Origin of the sequence: Pseudomonas abyssi, from assembly GCF_003444685.1 — a bacterium.
GTDB lineage: Bacteria > Pseudomonadota > Gammaproteobacteria > Pseudomonadales > Pseudomonadaceae > Halopseudomonas > Halopseudomonas abyssi.
This window is the reverse complement of the sequence record NZ_LMAZ01000002.1, coordinates 328,365-349,948: the sequence shown is the minus strand read 5'-3', so window position 1 is coordinate 349,948 and position 21,584 is coordinate 328,365. Positions and strand designations below refer to the sequence as shown.

The following is a 21,584-nucleotide window of genomic DNA, read 5'->3' as shown; positions in this document are numbered from 1 at the left end:
GCTTTATCGGTATAATCGCCGCAGTTTGCTTATTACAATTGGTCTTTTCAGGAGTCCCCCTTGAGTTCTGTCGATTCGCAGCGCCGGGTTCTGTCAGGCATGCGCCCTACCGGCCGTCTGCACCTGGGTCACTATCACGGTGTGTTAAAAAACTGGGTCAAGCTGCAGCACGAGTACGAGTGCTTTTTCTTCGCCGCCGACTGGCACGCCCTGACTACCCATTACGAAGACCCGCAGAGCATTGAGCAGAACGTCTGGGACATGCTGATCGACTGGCTGGCCGCCGGCGTCAGCGGTACCTCGTCCACCATGTTCATTCAGTCTCAGGTGCCCGAGCACGCCGAGTTGCATTTGCTGCTGTCGATGGTCACCCCGGTCAGCTGGCTGGAGCGTGTGCCGACCTACAAGGATCAGCAGGAAAAGCTCAAGGATCGCGACCTGGCGACCTACGGTTTCCTTGGCTATCCGCTGCTGCAAAGCGCGGACATCCTGGTCTACCGCGCCGGCCAGGTGCCGGTGGGTGCCGACCAGGTGGCGCACGTTGAAATTACCCGCGAGGTGGCGCGTCGTTTCAATCATCTGTACGGCAAGGAGCCGGGCTTTGAAGACAAGGCCGAGGCCGCCGTCAAGAAGATGGGCAAAAAGGCCGCCAAGCTCTACTCCAGCCTGCGCAAGGCCTATCAGGAGCAGGGCGACGCGGATGCGCTCGAGACGGCGCGTGCGCTGCTCAAAGAGCAACAGAACATTACCCTGGGGGACCAGGAGCGTCTGTTTGGTTACCTCGAGGGAGGCGGCAAGGTCATCCTGCCCGAGCCGCAGGCCCTGCTGACGCCAGACTCCAAGATGCCCGGTCTGGACGGACAGAAGATGTCCAAGTCCTACGGCAACACCATCACCCTGCGCGACACTACCGACGAAGTGTCGGAAAAGGTGCGCCGCATGCCGACCGACCCCGCGCGGGTGCGCCGCACTGACCCGGGTAACCCGGACAAATGCCCGGTGTATCAGCTGCATCAGGTGTATACCGACCAGCCGATTCACGACTGGGTGCAGGAAGGCTGCCGCAGCGCCGGTATCGGTTGTATTGACTGCAAGAAACCGGTTATCGACGCCATCAGCGCCGAGCTGTTGCCCATGCAGCAGCGTGCTGCCGAATACGAAGCCAACCCCGATGCGGTGCGGGTGATCCTCAATGAGGGGACCGAGCGTGCCCGTGAAGCGGCGCGTGATACGCTGATCGAAGTACGTCAGGCCATGGGCCTGCAGTACCGGCAGTAAGCGATGGCTGACCCGACGCAGGATGCCGCGGTCAGCCCCGAGACCGACGCCGCGCTGGACCGTTCGCGCGGCGTCGGCCGGCAGCAGGAGCTGCCGCTTGCCGTTGTCTACGGCGAGGCCTACACCGAAGTCCCGCAGGACTTGTATATCCCCCCTGAAGCGCTGGAAGTCTTTCTTGAGGCCTTTGAAGGCCCGCTCGACTTGCTGCTGTATCTGATCCGCAAGCAGAACATCGACATTCTCGATATTCCGGTTGCTGAGATCACCCGCCAGTACATGACGTACGTCGAGCTGATGAAAGCCGTGCGCCTGGAGCTGGCGGCCGAGTATCTGGTGATGGCGGCGATGCTGGCGGAGATCAAGTCGCGCCTGTTGTTGCCACGCCCTGAAGAGCTGGATGATGACGAGGGTGACCCGCGCGCCGAACTGATCCGCCGCTTGCAGGAGTACGAGCGTTTCAAGAAGGCCGCCGAGGACATCGACGGGCTGCCGCGTATGGGGCGGGAGACCTGGGCGGCGCGGGTCGAGGTGGGCGAGTTGCCGAGCCGCCGCGCGCATCCGGAGGTCAGTATGCAGGAGCTGCTGCTGTCGCTGTCGGAAGTGCTGCGTCGGGCCGAGATGTTCGAAAGCCACCAGGTAACCCGTGAGGCGCTGTCGACGCGCGAGCGCATGGCCGAGGTGCTGGATCGCCTGAGGGCCGGACAGTTTGTCCCCTTTGTCAGTCTGTTCAACGCCAGCGAAGGCAAGCTCGGGGTGGTAGTGACCTTCATGGCCGTGCTGGAGCTGGTCAAGGAACAGCTGGTAGATCTGGTGCAGAGCGAAGCCTTTGCCCCCATTCACGTCAAGGCACGAGGTGAGCATGAGCCAGCCGCCGATTGAACATATTGTCGAGGCCGCGTTGCTGGCAGCGGGACGGCCGCTGTCGGTGGAAAAGCTGCGCGAGCTGTTTGATGAGGATGCGCTGCCCGGCTTTGACGATATTCGCAAGGCGCTGGAGAAGCTGGCAGCCAGCTATCAGGGGCGTGCCATCGAGCTGCGTGAGGTAGCCAGTGGCTGGCGGCTGCAGGTGCGTGAGCAGTATGGGCCCTGGGTCGCGCGGTTGTGGGAGGAGCGTCCGCAGCGTTACTCCCGTGCCTTGCTGGAAACCCTGTCGCTGATTGCCTACCGGCAGCCGATCACTCGTGGCGAAATTGAGGATATCCGTGGCGTTGCGGTCAGCACCCAGATCGTCAAGACCTTGCTGGATCGCGAGTGGGTGAGGGTGGTAGGGCATCGAGACGTACCGGGGCGCCCGGCCATGTACGCCACCACGCGGCAGTTTCTCGACTACTTCAACCTGCGCAGCTTGAACGAGCTGCCACCGCTGGCGGCGGTGCGTGATCTGGATGAGCTGGATATGGCGCCGGAGCTGGCGCTGCAGTCACCGGAGGAGGCCGATGCCCAGGCGCGCGACGGCGAAGCTGCAGGTGACGCGCCCTGGTTGCCGGTGGAGCCGCTCAAGCCGCTGGACTCGGAAGAAGGCCAGACGGGTTTCCGCAATCTGCTGGATGAGCTCAATGCCATGGAAGCCAACCTCAAAAGTGACTTTGATGACATGCCGGCCTCGGACATGCCGGTTTCGGACGCGCCTGCGCCAGAAACCCCACCCCCCGGCCAACAGTCAGGCGTTGATGATTCCGATGAAGGGCAGCGCAGCTGAGCTGGCTGACGCCTGAGCTCAGTGGTATCCTGCACGGCTTTTCTCCGCATCACACCGGGAGGTGCTCCAATGACTGACGATATCGACGTAAACGACAACCCCGCCGCGCCGGCGCCAGGCGAAAAACTGCAAAAGGTGCTGGCCCGCATGGGGCTGGGCTCACGCCGCGAGGTTGAAGGCTGGATTGCCGCCGGCCGGGTCAGCGTCAACGGACAGCCCGCCGAGCTCGGCTGCCGAGTCGACAGCATGGATCAGATCAGCGTGGATGACCGCCCGATTCGCCGTGATCTGGGCTCCGAAGTCACCCGCCGCGTGATGCTGTACAACAAGCCCGAGGGCGAAGTCTGTACCCGTGATGACCCGGAAGGTCGCCCTACCGTTTTCGACCGGCTGCCGCGTCTCAAGCATGGGCGCTGGATCAACGTTGGTCGCCTAGATATCAACACCAGCGGTCTGCTGCTGTTCACCACCGATGGCGAACTGGCCAACCGCCTGATGCACCCGTCCTATCAAATGGACCGTGAATACGCTGTGCGCGTGATGGGTGAGGTGACCGAGGAAATGGTCGAGCGCCTGAAAGAGGGCGTGATGCTGGAAGACGGCCCGGCCAAGTTCACCGATATCGTGGCCTCCGGTGGCGAGGGTATCAACCGCTGGTTCCACGTTTGCCTGATGGAAGGCCGCAACCGCGAAGTACGCCGCCTGTGGGAGTCCCAGGGCATGCGCGTCAACCGCCTCAAGCGCGTGCGCTTCGGGCCGGTATTCCTCGGCCCGGAGTTGCCCGTTGGCCGCTGGCGCGAGCTTAAGCAGAACGAACTGGACGCGCTGAGCAAGGAAGTGGGCCTGGAGCCCATCGCCCTGCCGGCGATGAAGACCAGCGACAAGGAGAAGCTGCAGCGCCTGGCACGCAAACCGTCCATGCATCAGGCTCGCCAGCCGCGGGGTGGTCGTCGACGCGATCGCTGATGATGAAACGATAAAAAAACGGCGCTCTCGGGCGCCGTTTTTTTGTGCCGGAGTTACTGTCCAATCACCCGGTTGCGGCCGCCGCGCTTGGCTTCGTACATGCGCAGGTCGGCGCGGTTGAGCAGGCTGGTGGCGTCGTCGTCAGCGCGCAGGGTGGCGTGCCCCAGGCTGGCAGTCATCGGCAGAGGCTGGCCGTCGATGTGGAACTGCAGTTGCTCGATTGACTGGCGAATGCGTTCGGCGACCAGCTTGCAGGCGTCAGCGTCGGTGTTGTTCAGCAACACCACAAACTCTTCACCACCCAGGCGGTACAGGCCATCCACGTTGCGCAGTGACGCTGCTACGCAGTTCACCACCGCTTTTAGCGCCTCATCGCCGTAAGCGTGGCCAAAGCGGTCGTTGATGCGTTTGAAATGGTCAACATCCAGTATGGCCAGCGACAGCGGTTGGCCGGTGCGCTTGGCCAGGCGCATGTCGCGCTCCAGATTCTGATTGAGGGCCAGGCGGTTGCCGGCACCGGTCAGGGTGTCGTTCAGTGCGCTGGCCAGCGCCTCGCGGTACATCAAGGCATTGCGCAGGGGAAACAGCAGGGTGCCCAGCAGGGCCTCGAGGCTGGCCAGCTCGTTCTCGGTAAAGCGTGTTTGCCGGCTAAGTTGCAGTTCACCCAGGTAGCCGCCGGCGTGCGACAGGCGGTAGCTGCAGCGATGCAGGGCCCGGTGGCCGAGACTGAGGGACGCGCCGGCAGCGCTGTGGCGGTACTCCATGCCGTCGGCCTGCAGCAGTGCCTGTAAACCGGCAAAGAACATCTCCAGTACGCGGTCTAGCTCAAGGCTGGTTTGCAGGGTCAGGCTCAGGTGGCGCTGGATCGCTTCGAAACTGGATACCGGCTTGCTGCGGCGTCGGCGCGCGGCGTCGCCCTGGGCAAGCTTCATGCGGGCCGAGTCGAAATCGATGGTGTTTCCCTGAAGAGGCATGATGGATGTACCTGCGGAGTCTCTGGTACAGCTTCTCAAGCAATCAATGTGCCATTATATTTTATTGTTTTATATCAATGGCTTATGGTTTTTTGTGGGCCGGCAGGGTGACGGAGCGGCAAAAAAATGCCGCCTGCGGCCAAGGGGGCCGTGACAGGCGGCATGCTGTTGTCAAAAAAACGGCTATTGAGCGTCAAAAGCCTCGCCATTGTGCGCTTTGCCGTCAGGCCCCAGCAGGTAAAGGAAGACCGGCATGATGTCCTCGGGCTTGGGGTTGGTCTCAGCCTGCTCGTTGGGGTAGGCCTTGGCACGCATGCGGGTGCGCGTGGCGCCCGGGTTGACGCTGTTGACGCGGATGTTGCTGGTACCATCCTGCTCGTCGGCCAGCACCTGCATCATGCCCTCAACGGCAAATTTGCTGACCGCGTAGGGCCCCCAGTAGGCACGTCCCTTGCGACCGACGCTGGAGGACAGCAGCAGTACCGATGCATCCTCTGCGGCGCGCAGCAGCGGCATCATTGCGCGGGTCAGCATGAAGGGCGCGTTGACGTTGACCTGCATGACGCGCAGCCAGGCTTCCGGCTTGACGCCGTCGAGCAGGGTGCGCGGGCCCAGCTCGGCGGCATTGTGGACCAGGCCATGAAGCTTGCCGAAGGTGTCGAACAGTTGGTCTGCGAGGTCTTCGTAGTCCTTTTCGGTGGCGGTTTCCAGGTTCAGCGGGCAGAGCGCCGGTTGCGGATGGCCAGCCGCTTCAATGGCGTCGTAAACCTCTTCCAGCTTGCTCTGGGTGCGGCCAACCAGCACCACAGTGGCGCCATGGGCGGCACAGCTCAGAGCGCAGGCGCGGCCAATGCCGTCGCCGGCGCCGGTGATCAGGATAACGCGGCCGGTCAGCAGGTCGGCCGGGGCGGTGTACTCAAACATGGGATGTCTCCGGTTGATGCCGCTGTTGCAGCCAGGGCAGTAGTTCGCTGGCGTGCTGCACGCTGTGGGTGGCTTGCCAGGCAAGGTGGTCTTCATCTGCGGGCAGATAGCCGTACAGCGCGGCGATGGTGGCCATGCCGGCGGCGCGGCCGGCCTGGATGTCGCGCAGGTGGTCGCCGACAAAAATGCAGCCGGCCGGGTCGATCTGCATCTCACTGCAGGCTTTCAGTGCAGACTCCGGGTCGGGTTTGCCGCGCGCGACCTGATCCGGGCAGACCAGCGACGCGCAGCGGCTGGCCAGGCCGGTTTGCTCCAGCAGCGGAATGCTGAAGCGGCTGAGCTTGTTGGTCACCACGCCCCAGGGTAGTTGTTCTGCGTCCAGCCAGTCGAGCAGTTCACTGATGCCGGGAAAGGGCCGGGTATGCACGGCCAGTCCCTGCTCGTAGCGGCTGAGAAAGTCCTCGCGCAGCGCGGCGAATGCCGCTGCCTCGGGCGATAGCTCAAAGGCGGTAGACAGCATGCCGATCGAGCCATCAGACACCTGGGCGCGAATCAGTTCGGCAGCGGCCGGCGGTCTGCCGTGCTCCTGCAACATGGCCTGGATGATATGGACAAAATCCTCAGCGGTATCAAGCAGGGTGCCGTCCAGATCAAAAAGAACGCCGCTGAGCATCAAGCCTGCGCCTCTCGCTGGCAGTGCACCATGTAGTTGACGTCTACGTCGGCGCCCAGCTTGTAGGTGCGGGTCAGCGGGTTGAAGGTCAGGCCGGTGATGTCCTGCAGGTCAAGGCTGGCGTCACGCACCCAGCGGCCCAGTTCGGCCGGGCGGATGAACTTGGCAAATTCGTGGGTGCCGCGCGGGAGCATGCGCAAGACGTACTCGGCACCCACGATGGCGAACATGAACGACTTGGGGTTGCGGTTGATGGTGGAGAAAAACACCTGGCCGCCCGGCTTGACCAGCTTGGCGCAGGCGCGAATCACCGAGCTTGGGTCTGGCACGTGCTCGAGCATCTCCAGGCAGGTCACCACATCAAAGGTGCCGGCGTGCAGCTCGGCAAACTCCTCGGCGGTACTTTGCTCGTAGTCGACGCTGACGCCGGACTCCAGCTGGTGCAGACGGGCGACGGCCAGCGGCGCCTCGCCCATGTCGATGCCGGTGACCTGGGCGCCACGCTGGGCCATGGCCTCAGCCAGAATGCCGCCGCCGCAGCCAACGTCCAGCACTTTCTTGCCGGCCAGGCTGGCGCGCTCATCGATCCAGTTGGTGCGCAGCGGGTTGATCTCATGCAGCGGCTTGAACTCGCTGTTGCGGTCCCACCAGCGGCTTGCCAGCGCCTCGAATTTGGCGATTTCAGCGCGATCAACGTTAAGACTCATGGGGTTCCCCTTGGGCAATAAGGGCAGCCAGCTCGCGAGCTCGCTGCAAGATATCAGGCGTATTCAGGCCAATCAGCTGGCCGTCGCGCAGTTTGGCGCGGCCGGCAACCCAGGCATCGCTGACCTGGCTGGCGTTGCAGGTATACAGCAGCTGTGAGGCCGGGTTGTAGAGTGGTTGCTGGGCAATGCCGGACAGGTCGACGGCAGTCATGTCGGCCGCCTTGCCGACTTCCAGTGAGCCGATCTCCTCATCCAGCCCCAACGCACGAGCGCCAGCCAGAGTGGCCATGTGCAGGGCGCTGTGGGCGTCCAGTGCGGTGGGCGCGCCGGCCACGATCTTGGCCAGCAGAGCGGCGGTGCGCATCTCGCCAAACATATCGAGATCGTTGTTGCTGGCAGCGCCGTCGGTGCCCAGCGCCACGTTCAGGCCGCTGTCGAGCAGGCGCTGCACCGGCATCATGCCGCTGGCCAGCTTCAGGTTGGATTCGGGGCAATGCACCAGCTGCACGCCGTACTCGACCAGCAAGGCCAGGTCGGCATCGCTGATGTCGGTCATGTGCACCGCTTGCAGTCTGGGGCCGAGCAGGCCCAGGCGCTGCAGGCGCTGCAGCGGTCGCTCGCCGGTCTGCTTCACGGCATCGGCAACCTCGCCCGCTGTCTCGTGCACATGCATGTGGATGGGCATGTCCAGCTCGTCGGCCAGGGTGCGAATGCGGGTAAGGGTTTCATCACCCACGGTATAGGGCGCGTGGGGGCCAAAGGCCGTTGTGATCAGGCCGCTGTGGCGCATGTCGTCACGCAGCTTGAGGCCTTTGGCAATCGCCTCTGCCGCGTCGCGGGCGCCGGGGATCGGGTTGTCGATGACCGGAAAGCACACCTGCGCACGCATGCCCGCATCCAGTGCCGCAGCCGCTGCAACATCCGGGTAGAAGTACATGTCTGAAAAACAGGTGGTGCCGCCGCGTAGCATCTCGGCCATCGCTAGCTCGGTGCCCAGGCGGACAAAATCGGCGTTGACCCAGCGCCCTTCGGCGGGCCATATATGTTCCGTAAGCCAGGTCATCAACGGCAGGTCGTCGGCCAGGCCGCGGAACAGGGTCATTGCGGCATGGCCGTGGGCGTTGATCAGGCCGGGAATCAGCACGTGGTTGGGCAGGTCGCGGCGCTCGCGCGGTTGCAGTGTATTGGCACTGCTCAGCGGTAGCAGGGCGACGATACGCCCCTGGTGGACCGCCACGGCGTGCTGTTCCAGCACCAGACCGTGGGGGGCAACAGGGATAATCCAGCGTGGCACGATCAGCAGGTCGAGCTCGCCGGGCAGGGTGGTCATGTTCAATTCGCCTTGCATCATGGTCGGCAAGTATACCTGCTGGTTATGGGCAAATGCAGCGTGGGCTTGTGGTGCGCCGGCCAACCCGGCGCCATTGGAAGGAGATTCTGTCATGTTGCAGATTGAGGCGGTAGCAGATAAAGCGTGTTTGCAGGCAGTCAGCTGGCTGCCGGAGGGCGCAGTCAGGTTGCTGGACCAGCGCCGCCTGCCGGAGCTGGCAACCCAGGATTGCCATGATGAGGTCGAGGTGCTGGCGGCCATGCGCTGCGGCGTGGTGGCCGGTGCGGCGGCGCTGGGCGTTGCTGCAGCCTTTGGCGTTGCATTGGCGGCGCGACAACTGGTCACGCCGGTCCGCGACTGGTCGCAGGAGCTGGAGCCGGTCATCGCCGCTTTTGCCGCGCTGGGGCCAATGGCGGCCAACCTGCAGTGGGCACTAGGCATCATGCGGCAAACGCTGGCCGGCATCGCACCTGATGCCGATGTGCCAGGCCGCTTGCTGCAGGCCGCCGAAGCGATCGCTGGCGCCGATGCCGAGGCCAACCAGAGCATGGCGCGCTTTGGCTTGCAGTTGCTGCGCCGCCATCACTCGGCCGAACAAAAGCTGATGCTGCTGGGTTACAGCGGCGAGCTGTCTGGCGGCGGAGGCGGCACGGCCATGGGGGTGGTACAGGCGGCTCACCGGGCCGGCGTATTGAAAGAGGTGCTGGTCAGTGAGGCCAGCCCGCCGCGCAGTGGCGCACGACTGGCTGCCTGGGAGTTGCAGCGCACTGGCGTGCCGTGCAGCGTGATAGCGGATACGGCCGCGGCCAGCAGCATGAAATACGACCCGGTGTCCTGGGTGATAGTGGGTGCCGAGCGCATTGCCGCCAATGGCGATGTGATCACCACCCAGGGGACCTACGCGCTGGCCATTCTGGCCATGCACCACGGTCTGCGCTTTATGGTGGTGGCCTCGACCGCCACCCTGGACATGAGCCTCAGTGACGGCGATGCCCTGGAGCCCGAGGTGCTGCAGGGCGCGGCGGGGTCCAGTCAACCGCTGGACGTTACGCCGGTCGAGCTGATTGACGCCATCGTCACGGAAAAGGGCGTTATCGAGCGACCTGACGAGGGGAAGATCGCCAAACTCATGAGTATTCGCCGACTGCACTGATGTTGCTCGCTCACCCCCTTTGGCGGGCGCGCTATGTGCTCCCGTCGACGGGTTCTCTGTGGTATCCTTTGCCGCTTTGATCGGGCGGAATGCGCCCCGCTGCAGAAGCCGTTCTGCAGGGTGGGTTGATCAGTGCTTTCGCTTTTCCAATGCGCGTGTCGCAGAGGTGTTGATGTCCCGGCCAGTCCGGGGCTTCAGGCCTTTGCATTGCTTTTGGCGTTATTTCAACGCCGACAATAAAAGGAATGCCGTTTCATGGGTGAACTGGCCAAAGAAATCCTTCCAGTCAATATCGAAGACGAACTGAAACAGTCCTACCTGGATTACGCCATGAGCGTCATCGTTGGTCGGGCTCTGCCGGATGTGCGTGACGGTCTCAAGCCGGTGCACCGTCGTGTGCTCTACGCCATGAGCGAACTGGGCAACGACTGGAACAAGCCGTACCTGAAGTCGGCGCGTGTGGTTGGTGACGTCATCGGTAAATACCACCCGCACGGCGACTCCGCGGTGTACGACACCATCGTGCGTATGGCGCAGAACTTCTCCATGCGTTACCCGCTGGTCGATGGCCAGGGCAACTTCGGTTCCATCGACGGCGACAACGCGGCGGCGATGCGTTACACCGAAGTGCGCATGGCCAAACTGACCCATGAGCTGCTGGCTGACCTGGACAAGGAAACCGTCGACTGGGTGCCCAACTACGACGGCAAAGAGCAGATTCCCGACGTCCTGCCAACCAAGATCCCGCACCTGCTGGTCAACGGTTCCAGCGGTATCGCCGTCGGCATGGCGACCAATATTCCGCCGCATAACCTGACCGAGGTGATCAACGGCTGCCTGGCGGTGATCGGCAACCCGGATATCAGCATCGACGAGCTGATGGAGTATATCCCGGGTCCGGACTTCCCGACCGCGGGCATCATCAATGGTCGCGCCGGCATCGTTGAGGCCTACCGTACCGGCCGTGGTCGCATTTACGTGCGTGCTCGCTGCGAAATCGAAGATATCGACAAAGTCGGCGGTCGCCAGCAGATCGTCATTTCCGAACTGCCGTATCAGCTGAACAAGGCGCGCCTGATCGAGAAGATCGCCGAGCTGGTCAAGGAAAAGAAACTCGAAGGTATTACCGAGCTGCGCGACGAGTCCGACAAGGACGGTATTCGTGTGGTTATTGAGCTGCGCCGTGGTGAAGTGCCCGAGGTGGTGCTCAACAACCTGTACTCCCAGACCCAGATGCAGAGCGTATTCGGCATCAACGTGGTCGGTCTGCTGGACGGTCAGCCGAAGATTCTCAATCTGAAGGAACTGCTCGAAGCCTTCGTCCGTCACCGCCGTGAAGTGGTGACCCGTCGTACTGTCTATGAGCTGCGCAAGGCACGCGAGCGCGGGCACATCCTGGAAGGTCAGGCGGTTGCGCTGTCCAACATTGACCCGGTTATCGAGCTGATCAAGAAGTCGCCCAGCCCGGCTGAAGCCCGCGAAGCCTTGATCGCGACCGCCTGGGCGCCGGGTACCGTGATCGAGATGGTCGAGCGTGCCGGTGCCGAGTCCTGCCGCCCCGATGGGCTGGACGAGCAGTATGGTCTGCGTGAAGGCAAGTATTACCTGTCTCCCGAGCAGGCCCAGGCCATTCTGGATCTGCGTCTGCATCGCCTGACCGGCCTGGAGCATGAAAAGCTGCTGACCGAGTACCAGCAGATTCTGGAGCAGATCGGCGAGCTGCTGCGCATCCTGAACAGCCAGGAGCGCCTGATGGAAGTCATCATCGAAGAGCTGGAAAAGGTACGCGACGACTTTGGTGACGAGCGTCGCACCGAGATCGTTGCTTCGCGCATGGACCTGTCCCTGGCCGACCTGATCGCCGAAGAAGACCGCGTGGTGACCATCTCCCACGGCGGCTATGCCAAGAGCCAGCCGCTCACCGACTACCAGGCCCAGCGCCGTGGTGGCCGCGGCAAGGCGGCGACCGGCGTGAAGGATGAAGACTACGTCGAACACCTGCTGGTTGCCCACAGCCACGCTACGCTGCTGCTGTTCTCCAGTCGCGGCAAGGTGTATTGGCTGAAGACCTACGAAATTCCGGAAGCGTCGCGTGCCGCGCGTGGGCGCCCGTTGGTCAACCTGTTGCCGCTGGAGGAGGGCGAGTGGATCACCGCCATGCTGCAGGTTGACCTGGAAGCCCTGCAGCAGCAGAGCGCCGAAGAGGGCGATGAGCTGGAAGACGAGGCGGGCGTGATCGAAGGTGAAGCCGTTGAAGTCGAGGCCGATGCCGACGGTGATGCTGACAGCGACGATGACGACAACGACGAGCCCACCGGTTCCTACATCTTTATGGCCACCGCGCGCGGCACCGTGAAGAAGACGCCGCTGGTGCAGTTCAGCCGCCCGCGCAGCAATGGCCTGATCGCCTTGCGTCTGGAAGAGGGTGACACCCTGATCGCCGCAGCCATTACCGACGGCTCGCGCGACATCATGTTGTTCTCCGACGGCGGCAAGGTTATCCGCTTCAAGGAGCGTCATGTACGCACCATGGGCCGTACCGCCCGCGGCGTGCGCGGCATGCGTCTGCCGGCCGAGCAACGTCTGATCTCCATGCTGATCCCCGAGCCAGAGGCGCAGATCCTGACCGCCTCCGAGCGTGGTTACGGCAAGCGCACCGCGCTGGAGGGCTTCCCGCGTCGCGGTCGTGGCGGCCAGGGCGTGATCGCCATGGTCTCCAACGAGCGCAATGGCGCACTGGTGGGTGCTGTGCAGGTGGTCGATGGCGAGGAAATCATGCTGATTTCCGACCAGGGCACCCTGGTGCGCACCCGCGTCAGCGAGGTGTCCAGTCTGTCGCGTAATACCCAGGGCGTCATGCTCATTCGCCTGGCTCCGGAAGAAAAGCTGGTCGGCCTGGAGCGTGTGCAGGAGCCCACCGAGGAAGAGATTGAAATGGCCGTTGAAGCCGCCGCAGAAGGCGAGGAGCAGCAGGCCGAAGGTGATGAGCAGCAACCCGTGGATGATCAGGAGTAATCGTGAGTAAGCGTCTGTTCAATTTCTGTGCTGGACCGGCAGCGTTGCCGGAAGCGGTGTTGCAGCGGGCTCAGGCTGAGCTGCTGGACTGGCAGGGCAAGGGCCTGTCGGTCATGGAAATGAGCCATCGCAGCGACGAATTTGTTGCTGTCGCCCAGCAGGCCGAGCGGGATCTGCGCGAGTTGCTGGTCATTCCCGACAACTACAAGGTGCTGTTCCTGCAGGGCGGCGCCAGTCAGCAGTTTGCCCAGATCCCGCTGAACCTGATGCCCGAGGGCGGCAGCGCCGATTACATCGATACCGGCATCTGGTCGCGTAAGGCCATTGACGAGGCTGCGCGCTTTGGCAACGTCAACGTGGCCGGCAGCGCCAAGGCCTACGACTACTTTGCCATTCCTGGTCAGAACGAGTGGCAGCTGTCGGCAGACGCCGCTTACGTGCACTACTGCCCGAACGAAACCATCGGCGGCCTGGAGTTCAACTGGGTGCCGCAGACCGGCGATGTACCGCTGGTGGCGGACATGTCCTCGACCATCCTGTCGCGGCCGATTGATGTCTCACGCTTTGGCATGATCTACGCCGGCGCCCAGAAAAACATCGGCCCCAGCGGGCTGGTGGTGGTGATTGTGCGTGAAGATCTGCTGGGTCGTGCCCGTGCCAGCTGTCCGACCATGCTTGACTACGCCGTGGCCGCGCAGAACGACTCCATGTACAACACCCCGCCGACCTTCGCCTGGTACCTGTCCGGCCTGATCTTCCAGTGGCTCAAGGAGCAGGGCGGCCTGGAGGCGTTCAAGCGCATCAACGATACCAAGCAAAAAACGCTGTACTCCGCCATCGATGGTAGCGAGCTGTACAGCAACCCGATCAACGTTGCTGACCGGTCCTGGATGAATATTCCGTTCCGCCTGGCTGATGATCGGTTGGACAAGCCTTTTCTGGCGGGCGCCGAAGAGCGCGGACTGCTCAATCTGAAAGGTCACCGCTCGGTTGGCGGTATGCGCGCCTCCATCTATAACGCAGTGCCGCAAGCCGCGGTCGACGCACTCGTGGCCTACATGGCCGAGTTTGAACAGCAGCACGGTTGATATCCATGTCTGATGAAGATCAGTTGAAGGCGCTGCGCAAGCGCATCGACACCATTGATGAAAAGATCCTTGACCTGATCAGCGAGCGAGCTGCCTGCGCGCAGACGGTTGCGCAGGTCAAGCAGAAGGCGCTGGAGCCCGGCGTCAAGCCGCTGTTCTACCGTCCCGAGCGCGAAGCCTGGGTGCTCAAGCACATCATGGAGCTGAACAAGGGGCCGCTGGATAACGAAGAAGTGGCCCGCTTGTTCCGTGAAATCATGTCGGCCTGCCTGGCGCTGGAAGAACCCCTGCGTGTGGCCTATCTGGGCCCGGAAGGCACCTTTACTCAAGCGGCTGCGCTCAAGCACTTTGGTCACTCGGTGGTCAGCGTGCCGATGGCGGCGATCGACGAGATCTTCCGTGAAGTGGCGGCCGGCGCGGTGCAGTTTGGCGTGGTGCCGGTAGAAAACTCTACCGAAGGCGCCATCAACCACACGCTCGACAGCTTCCTGGAGCACGATCTGGTGATCTGCGGTGAGGTAGAGCTGCGCATCCACCATCATTTGCTGGTCGGTGAAAACACCCAGACCGACAAGATCTCCCGCGTGTATTCCCACGCCCAGTCGCTGGCCCAGTGCCGCAAATGGCTGGACGCCCATTACCCCAATGTCGAGCGCGTGGCTGTTGCCAGCAACGCCGATGCCGCGCGTAGGGTCAAGGGTGAATGGAACTCGGCTGCGATTGCCGGCGATATGGCGGCCGACCTGTACGAGCTGACACGTCTGGCCGAGAAAATCGAAGACCGCCCGGATAACTCCACGCGTTTTCTGATCATCGGTAACCAGCAAGTACCGCCGACCGGCGACGACAAGACCTCGGTCATCGTTTCTATGCGCAACAAACCGGGTGCGCTCCATCACCTGCTCGAGCCGTTCCATTCCAACGGCATCGATCTGAGCCGCATCGAAACCCGCCCGTCGCGCAGTGGCAAATGGACCTATGTGTTCTTTATCGACTTCTTCGGTCACCAGCACGATCCGTTGATCAAGGATGTGCTGGAGAAGATCAACGACGAATCGGTAGCGCTCAAGGTGCTGGGGTCGTATCCGAAGGCGGTGCTCTAAATCATCAGCGACAAGCTGCAAGCCGCAAGCTGCAAGCAACTGCGGCCTGGTGTGACTTGAAGCTTGCTGCTTGTAGCTTGAGGCTTGTGTTCTATGAGTTGTGATTTCCTCAGCCTGGCGCGGCCAGGTGTGCAGAAGCTGTCTCCCTATGTGCCGGGCAAACCGGTAGAGGAGTTGGCGCGAGAGTTTGGCTTGCGGCCGCAGGATATCGTCAAGCTGGCCAGTAACGAGAACCCGCTGGGCCCGAGCCCGGCGGTACGTGAGGCCATTGCTGCGGCATTGGCAGAATTGACGCGTTACCCGGACGGCAATGGCTTTGCGCTGAAGCAGGCGCTGGCTGCGAAGCTGGGCGTGGATACCGCAGGCATTACGCTGGGCAACGGCTCCAACGATATCCTTGAACTGATCACGCGCGCCTTTGTCGGTCCTGAGCACGAAGTGGTCTTCAGCGATCATGCCTTTGCTGTTTACCCCATTGTCACCCAGGCGGTGGGTGCCAAGGCGGTGTCTGTACCGGCCAAGGATTGGGGCCATGACCTGGATGCCATGGCGGCCGCCATCACCGCGGCGACCCGGGTGGTCTTTATCGCCAACCCCAACAACCCCACCGGCACCTGGATTGAACGCGCTGCGCTTGAGTCCTTCCTTGATCGCGTGCCGGAGAACGTCATCGTGGTGCTGGATGAAGCCTATACCGAGTACGTTGAAACGGACGACGTGCCCAATGGCGTCGATTACCTGACGCGCTACCCGAATCTGCTGGTCTCGCGTACCTTCTCCAAAGCCTATGGCCTGGCCGCGTTGCGGGTAGGCTACGGCCTGTCCAATCCGGCGGTTGCCGATGCGCTGAACCGCGTACGCCAGCCGTTCAACGTCAACAGTCTGGCGCTGGCCGCCGCACTGGCGGCCCTGCAGGACGAGGCTTATCTGATCGAAAGTCGCCGCATCAACCGCCAAGGCATGCAGCAACTGGAAGACGGCTGTGCGGCTCTTGGCCTGAGCTGGATTCCCTCGCGCGGCAACTTCCTCGCCATCGACCTGGGTCGTGAAGCGGCGCCGGTCTTTCAGGCGTTGCTGCGGGCAGGGGTGATTGTGCGGCCGGTGGCCAACTACGGCATGCCGAACCACCTGCGCGTGACCATCGGTCTGCCAGCGGAAAATCAGCGGTTTCTGGATGTGCTCAAGCAGGTGCTGAGTCGTGGCTGATGTAACCGGCCTGTCACCAGTAACACCGACAATCGATCGCCTTGCCGTTATCGGGCTTGGTCTGATCGGCGGCTCCTTTGCCAAGGGTATGCGCCAGAGCGGCCTGTGCCGCGAGGTAATCGGTTGTGATCTGGACCCGGTCTCACGCCGTCAGGCGGTGCCTCTGGGCGTGGTCGACAAGGTCACGGCCAATCTGGTTGAAGCCGTGCAGGGCGCTGATCTGATTATGCTGGCCGTGCCGGTGCTGGGTATGCGCGCGGTACTGGCGCAACTGGCAGCGCTGGAGTTGGGCGATGCCGTGATTACGGATGTGGGCAGTACCAAAGGGGCGGTTGCCCAGGCGGTGGAAGAGGTGTTTGGCGCGGTACCTGCCAACTTTGTGCCGGGCCATCCGATTGCCGGTTCGGAAAAAAGCGGTGTGGAGGCGGCGCGGGCAGATCTGTTCCGCCACCACAAGGTGATTCTTACGCCGCTTGAGCAGACGGCGGCGGAGGCGGTGAGCTTGGTGCAGCGCTGCTGGCAGGCGCTGGATGCCGATGTGGAGAGCATGTCGCTGGCCGACCATGATGAAGTCCTGGCGGCGACCAGCCATTTGCCGCATCTACTGGCCTTTTCGCTGGTCGATACGCTGGCATCGCGTAACGAAAATCTGGAGATTTTTCGCTACGCTGCCGGTGGCTTCCGGGACTTTACCCGCATCGCCGCGAGTGATCCGGTGATGTGGCGCGATGTTTTTCTGGCCAATCGGGATGCGGTCTTGCGCAGCCTCGATGCCTTTACCCAGGATCTGGGTCGACTGCGTGAGGCGGTGGACACCCGCGACGCCAACACGCTGCTTGGTGTGTTTACCCGAGCCAAGTCGGCACGAGAGCATTTCAGCACTATTCTGGCCCGCAGGGCCTATATGGAACCTATGCAAACTCAAGAATTCAACTTCATCGCCAGCCCCGGCGGCAAGGTCAACGGCAGTATTCGTGTGCCCGGTGACAAGTCCATTTCCCATCGCTCGATCATGCTCGGCTCCCTAGCCGAAGGCGTGACCGAGGTCGAAGGCTTTCTGGAAGGCGAAGACAGTCTGGCGACCCTGCAGGCATTCCGTGACATGGGCGTGGTGATTGAGGGGCCGCACCATGGCCGTGTGACCATCAACGGTGTTGGCCTGCACGGCCTGCAGGCGCCGCCCGGCTCGCTGTACCTGGGCAACTCCGGCACGTCCATGCGCCTGTTGTCGGGTCTGCTGGCCGGACAGGGTTTTGACACCGTACTGACCGGCGATGCGTCGCTGTCCAAGCGCCCGATGGGCCGTGTGGCCAAGCCGCTGCGCGAGATGGGCGCGCAGATCGACACCGGCGAAGAGGGCCGCCCGCCACTGCGTATCAAGGGCGGCAGCCGCATGATGGGCATGGACTACCAGATGCCGATGGCCAGTGCACAGGTCAAATCCTGCATCCTGCTGGCGGGGCTGTATGCCTCTGGCACCACCTCGGTGACCGAACCTGCGCCCACCCGTGACCATACCGAGCGCATGCTCAAGGGCTTCGGCTACCCGGTCAAGGTGGATGGTGCCACTGCGACCATCGAGTCGGGCCATACTCTCAAAGCCTGTCGCATTGATGTGCCGGCCGATATCTCGTCTGCGGCCTTCTTCATGGTTGCTGCCAGCATCTGCGAGGGCGCTGACCTGACGCTGGAGCACGTCGGCATCAACCCCACGCGCATCGGCATCATCAATATCCTGCGCGCCATGGGCGGTAATCTGGAGCTGCTCAACGAGCGCGAAGTAGGCGGCGAGCCGGTGGCTGATATCCGCGTGCGTTACGCGCCGCTCAAAGGTATCGACATCCCGGTGGATCAGGTGCCGCTGGCAATCGACGAGTTCCCGGTACTGTTCGTGGCTGCAGCCTGCGCTGAAGGACGGACCATTCTGCGTGATGCCGAAGAGCTGCGGGTGAAGGAGTCGGATCGCATCCAGGTCATGGCTGACGGTCTGCAGGCGCTGGGCGTGAAGGCAGAGCCGACGCCGGACGGCATCATTATCGACGGCGGCCCCATGGGGGGCGGCAGTGTCGAAAGCCATGGTGACCACCGTATCGCCATGTCGTTCTCGGTCGCTGCACTGCGCGCCACCGGCGACATTCATATCAAGGATTGCGCCAACGTGGCGACATCATTCCCGGGCTTCATCGACCTTGCGCAATCGGTCGGCATGCAAGTCCGTCTGGAGGACAACGCGTGATTGATCAACAGGCCCCCGTCATCACCATCGACGGCCCTGGTGGGTCGGGCAAAGGCACCATCGCCGGTCTGCTGGCGTCTCGCCTGGGCTGGAATCTGCTGGACTCTGGCGCCCTGTATCGCCTGCTCGCCCTGTCGGCACGTAATCATGGCGTGGATCTGACCAACGAAACCTCGCTGGAAACGCTGGCCGCGCATCTGGATGTGCAGTTCATCGCCGCCGAGGCGGGTGGCGAGCAGCAGATCATCCTCGAGGGCGAGGATGTGACCCGCGCCATCCGTACCGAAGATGTCGGTGCCGGCGCCTCCCAGGTAGCCGCGCTGCCGGCGGTGCGCGACGCGCTGCTGCAGCGCCAACGCGTGTTCCGCGAAGCGCCGGGGCTGGTCGCCGATGGTCGTGATATGGGGACCGTGGTTTTTGCCGATGCGCAATTGAAGGTGTACTTGACCGCCAGCGCCGAGGAGCGCGCGTCACGGCGTTACCGGCAGTTGCTCGGAAAGGGTGAAACTGCTAATCTGGCGAGTCTTCTCGATGAGATTGTCGCGCGGGATGAGCGGGATATGAATCGCAGCGTTGCGCCGCTGAAGCCGGCGGATGATGCAATCCTGATCGATTCCACGCAGATGAGCATCGAAGAAGTACTTGAAACAGTCCAGACGATGGCGCGCGAGCGCAACCTGCTGGGCTGATCAGACTGTCTGTTCCGGGTAACCAGCACCACCGGAAAGGGCATTGATACCATCAACCCACGCAAGCTGGTGGCGTGGCGGGACAGTAGCTGCAAGGCGCGCTTTAAAACGGCTCTGCGGTAGCTGCCCTAAAATACTTACTTACAGGATTCCAAATGAGCGAAAGCTTTGCCGAACTTTTTGAAGAAAGCCTAAAAACCCTTGATATGGAGCCGGGCTCCATCATCACTGGTATCGTTGTGGACATCGACTCCGACTGGGTCACCGTTCACGCCGGTCTGAAATCAGAGGGTGTCATCCCGCGCGATCAGTTCCTGGACGAGCAGGGCGAACTGACCATCGAAGTGGGTGATGAGGTTCACGTTGCACTGGACGCCGTTGAAGACGGTTTCGGTGAAACCAAACTGTCCCGCGAAAAGGCCAAGCGCGCCGAGTCGTGGAAAGTCCTCGAAGCTGCTTTCGCTGCAGAAGAAGTCGTCAAGGGCGTTATCAACGGCAAGGTCAAAGGTGGCTTTACCGTCGACGTCAACACCATCCGTGCGTTCCTGCCGGGCTCGCTGGTTGACGTACGTCCCGTACGTGACACCACCCACCTGGAAAACAAGGAACTGGAGTTCAAGGTCATCAAACTGGACCAGAAGCGCAACAACGTTGTCGTTTCCCGTCGTGCAGTTCTGGAAGCCGAGAACTCCGCCGAGCGCGAAGCCCTGCTGGAAACCCTGCAGGAAGGTCAAGTCGTCAAGGGTATCGTCAAGAACCTCACCGATTACGGTGCGTTCGTTGACCTGGGCGGCGTAGACGGCCTGCTGCACATCACCGACATGGCTTGGAAGCGCATCAAGCATCCGTCCGAGATCGTCAACGTTGGTGACGAGATCGACGTCAAGGTCCTGAAGTTCGACCGTGAGCGTAACCGCGTTTCCCTGGGTCTGAAGCAACTGGGCGAAGATCCGTGGGTCGCTATCACCGGTCGCTACCCGGAAGGCACTCGCGTTACTGCCAAGGTCACCAACCTGACCGATTACGGCTGCTTCGCCGAGCTGGAAGAAGGCGTAGAGGGTCTGGTTCACGTTTCCGAAATGGATTGGACCAACAAGAACATCCACCCGTCCAAGGTTGTCAACGTTGGCGACGAAGTGGAAGTTATGGTTCTGGACATCGACGAAGACCGTCGTCGTATCTCCCTGGGCATCAAGCAGTGCAAGATGAACCCGTGGGAAGAGTTCTCCAGCAAGTTCAACAAGGGCGACAAGATCTCCGGTTCCATCAAGTCCATCACCGACTTCGGTATCTTTATCGGTCTGGACGGCGGCATCGACGGTCTGGTTCACCTGTCGGACATCTCCTGGAACGAAGCCGGCGAAGAGGCAGTACGCCGCTTCAAGAAAGGCGACGAGATCGAAACCGTTATCCTGTCTGTTGACCCTGAGCGCGAGCGTATCTCCCTGGGCGTCAAGCAGCTGGAAGACGATCCGTTCTCCAACTTCGTTTCCCTGAACGAGAAAGGCAGCATCATCACCGGTTCCGTCAAGGAAGTTGACGCCAAAGGCGCCATCATCACTCTGGCAGACGACATCGAAGGCACTCTGAAAGCCTCCGAAATCAGCCGTGACCGCGTTGAAGATGCCCGCAACGTCCTGAACGTTGGCGATGAAGTCGAAGCCAAGATCATTGGTGTCGACCGTAAGAGCCGCGTCATCAGCCTGTCCATCAAGGCGAAAGACGTTGAAGACGAGAAAGAAGCCATGCAAGACCTGCGTAAGCAGGAAATGCTGGCCGCTGGTCCGACCACCATTGGTGATCTGATCAAGCAGCAGATGGAAGGCAAAGGCAACTAAGCCTATCCAGCTGTAAAAAAGGGCGACTTCGGTCGCCCTTTTTTGTGCCCGCCCATTGGGGCAGCCGCAAGCCACAAGCTGCAAGCAAAACCCGTGGGGTTGTCAGTTGCGTGGATTCTCTGAAGGTGAGGGGTGGGGGAGCTGTGGATAGAAAACTTGACGGCCCGGCAGGTCAACGCACCCTGGTGCCGCTTGCCGCTTGCCGCTTGCCGCTTGCCGCTTGCCGCTTGCCGCTTGCCGCTTGCCGCTTGCCGCTGCGAAGCGCGGGAGCGCTTCGCTTAACAGGCTGTTCAAACCTAGTCAAGCATGGTAAAACCCTATAAAACGACAAACGAGTCTACTCGCTTGATAAGAAAGGGAAAACCATGACCAAGTCGGAGTTGATCGAGCGCATTGTCGAACAACAGGGGCAGTTGTCGGCGAAGGACGTTGAGCTTGCGATCAAGACCATGCTGGAACACATGTCCCAGGCATTGGCTACCGGGGAGCGAATCGAGATTCGTGGATTCGGCAGTTTCTCTCTGCATTACCGTGCGCCGCGGGTAGGGCGTAATCCCAAGACCGGTGATGCGGTAGAACTGGAGGGCAAGTACGTACCGCACTTCAAGCCAGGCAAGGAGTTGCGTGATCGGGTTAACGAGTCACTCGAAAACGCCTGATCCAATGCCGCAGCCCGGCTGGGCTGGGTTATACTTCGCACACACT

The 21,584-nt window shown here is 62.0% G+C and carries 17 protein-coding genes and 1 pseudogene; 13 read left to right on the top strand and 5 right to left on the bottom strand.

Annotated features, from left to right (window positions below; translation table 11 throughout):
- Positions 1-60 precede the first annotated feature (60 nt).
- The 4 genes from ASB58_RS09780 (at position 61) to rluB (ending at position 3,943) form a co-directional block, all read left to right on the top strand.
- Entirely contained in the window at positions 61-1,278 is a 1,218-nt protein-coding gene (locus tag ASB58_RS09780) for a tryptophan--tRNA ligase (RefSeq protein ID WP_118130336.1), read from the top strand.
- A 162-nt stretch (positions 1,279-1,440) separates the two neighbouring features.
- Complete coding sequence (locus ASB58_RS09775) at positions 1,441-2,157, top strand: segregation and condensation protein A (protein WP_165771248.1); 717 nt, start codon at positions 1,441-1,443, stop codon at positions 2,155-2,157.
- On the top strand, positions 2,132-2,977 hold the full coding sequence (scpB, locus tag ASB58_RS09770; RefSeq protein ID WP_407920676.1) for an SMC-Scp complex subunit ScpB: 846 nt from the start codon (positions 2,132-2,134) through the stop codon (positions 2,975-2,977). The genes ASB58_RS09775 and scpB overlap by 26 nt, the downstream gene beginning before the upstream one ends.
- Before the next feature lie 69 nt (positions 2,978-3,046).
- Positions 3,047-3,943: a 23S rRNA pseudouridine(2605) synthase RluB gene (gene rluB, locus ASB58_RS09765; protein ID WP_083726682.1), complete on the top strand. Its 897-nt coding sequence runs from the start codon at positions 3,047-3,049 to the stop codon at positions 3,941-3,943.
- Positions 3,944-3,996: 53 nt separating this feature from the next.
- Here the strand turns inward: rluB and ASB58_RS09760 are convergent, their stop codons facing one another.
- From ASB58_RS09760 to ASB58_RS09740, 5 genes are all read right to left on the bottom strand, one after another.
- Positions 3,997-4,917 (bottom strand): GGDEF domain-containing protein, encoded by a 921-nt coding sequence (locus tag ASB58_RS09760; protein ID WP_118130332.1) that lies wholly within the window; start codon positions 4,915-4,917, stop codon positions 3,997-3,999.
- A 183-nt stretch (positions 4,918-5,100) separates the two neighbouring features.
- Entirely contained in the window at positions 5,101-5,841 is a 741-nt protein-coding gene (locus ASB58_RS09755; protein WP_118130330.1) for a YciK family oxidoreductase, read from the bottom strand.
- A complete protein-coding gene (locus ASB58_RS09750; protein WP_118130328.1) occupies positions 5,834-6,514 on the bottom strand; it encodes an HAD family hydrolase in 681 nt (226 codons plus the stop codon). Before ASB58_RS09750 ends, ASB58_RS09755 begins: the two co-directional genes overlap by 8 nt.
- Positions 6,514-7,221 carry a bifunctional 2-polyprenyl-6-hydroxyphenol methylase/3-demethylubiquinol 3-O-methyltransferase UbiG gene (gene ubiG / locus ASB58_RS09745; RefSeq protein ID WP_083726690.1) on the bottom strand — a complete coding sequence of 236 codons (708 nt, stop codon included), beginning with the start codon at positions 7,219-7,221 and terminating at the stop codon, positions 6,514-6,516. The genes ASB58_RS09750 and ubiG overlap by 1 nt, the downstream gene beginning before the upstream one ends.
- On the bottom strand, positions 7,211-8,551 hold the full coding sequence (locus tag ASB58_RS09740) for a TRZ/ATZ family hydrolase (RefSeq protein WP_118130326.1): 1,341 nt from the start codon (positions 8,549-8,551) through the stop codon (positions 7,211-7,213). Before ASB58_RS09740 ends, ubiG begins: the two co-directional genes overlap by 11 nt.
- Before the next feature lie 112 nt (positions 8,552-8,663).
- On the opposite strand from ASB58_RS09740, the gene ASB58_RS09735 reads away from it, so the two are divergent.
- The 9 genes and pseudogenes from ASB58_RS09735 to ihfB form a co-directional block, all read left to right on the top strand.
- Complete coding sequence (locus ASB58_RS09735) at positions 8,664-9,704, top strand: s-methyl-5-thioribose-1-phosphate isomerase (protein WP_181977911.1); 1,041 nt, start codon at positions 8,664-8,666, stop codon at positions 9,702-9,704.
- A 255-nt stretch (positions 9,705-9,959) separates the two neighbouring features.
- A complete protein-coding gene (gyrA, locus tag ASB58_RS09730; RefSeq protein ID WP_118130322.1) occupies positions 9,960-12,719 on the top strand; it encodes a DNA gyrase subunit A in 2,760 nt (919 codons plus the stop codon).
- 2 nt (positions 12,720-12,721) lie between these two features.
- Positions 12,722-13,807, top strand: coding sequence for a 3-phosphoserine/phosphohydroxythreonine transaminase (serC, locus tag ASB58_RS09725; RefSeq protein ID WP_118130320.1), 1,086 nt, complete (start codon positions 12,722-12,724; stop codon positions 13,805-13,807).
- A gap of 5 nt (positions 13,808-13,812) precedes the next feature.
- Positions 13,813-14,910: a prephenate dehydratase gene (gene pheA / locus ASB58_RS09720; RefSeq protein ID WP_096004193.1), complete on the top strand. Its 1,098-nt coding sequence runs from the start codon at positions 13,813-13,815 to the stop codon at positions 14,908-14,910.
- 93 nt (positions 14,911-15,003) lie between these two features.
- The gene (gene hisC, locus ASB58_RS09715) at positions 15,004-16,116 is read left to right on the top strand and encodes a histidinol-phosphate transaminase (protein ID WP_118130318.1); all 1,113 of its coding nucleotides are present in this window, start codon (positions 15,004-15,006) and stop codon (positions 16,114-16,116) included.
- On the top strand, positions 16,109-18,352 hold the full coding sequence (locus ASB58_RS09710; RefSeq protein ID WP_235827270.1) for a bifunctional prephenate dehydrogenase/3-phosphoshikimate 1-carboxyvinyltransferase: 2,244 nt from the start codon (positions 16,109-16,111) through the stop codon (positions 18,350-18,352). Before hisC ends, ASB58_RS09710 begins: the two co-directional genes overlap by 8 nt.
- Positions 18,352-19,041: a (d)CMP kinase gene (cmk, locus tag ASB58_RS09705; RefSeq protein ID WP_118130566.1), complete on the top strand. Its 690-nt coding sequence runs from the start codon at positions 18,352-18,354 to the stop codon at positions 19,039-19,041. Before ASB58_RS09710 ends, cmk begins: the two co-directional genes overlap by 1 nt.
- Before the next feature lie 155 nt (positions 19,042-19,196).
- The gene (gene rpsA / locus ASB58_RS09700; RefSeq protein ID WP_083726706.1) at positions 19,197-20,879 is read left to right on the top strand and encodes a 30S ribosomal protein S1; all 1,683 of its coding nucleotides are present in this window, start codon (positions 19,197-19,199) and stop codon (positions 20,877-20,879) included.
- A 356-nt stretch (positions 20,880-21,235) separates the two neighbouring features.
- Positions 21,236-21,538, top strand: a pseudogene (ihfB, locus tag ASB58_RS09695) (integration host factor subunit beta); the annotation flags it as partial.
- Positions 21,539-21,584 lie beyond the last annotated feature (46 nt).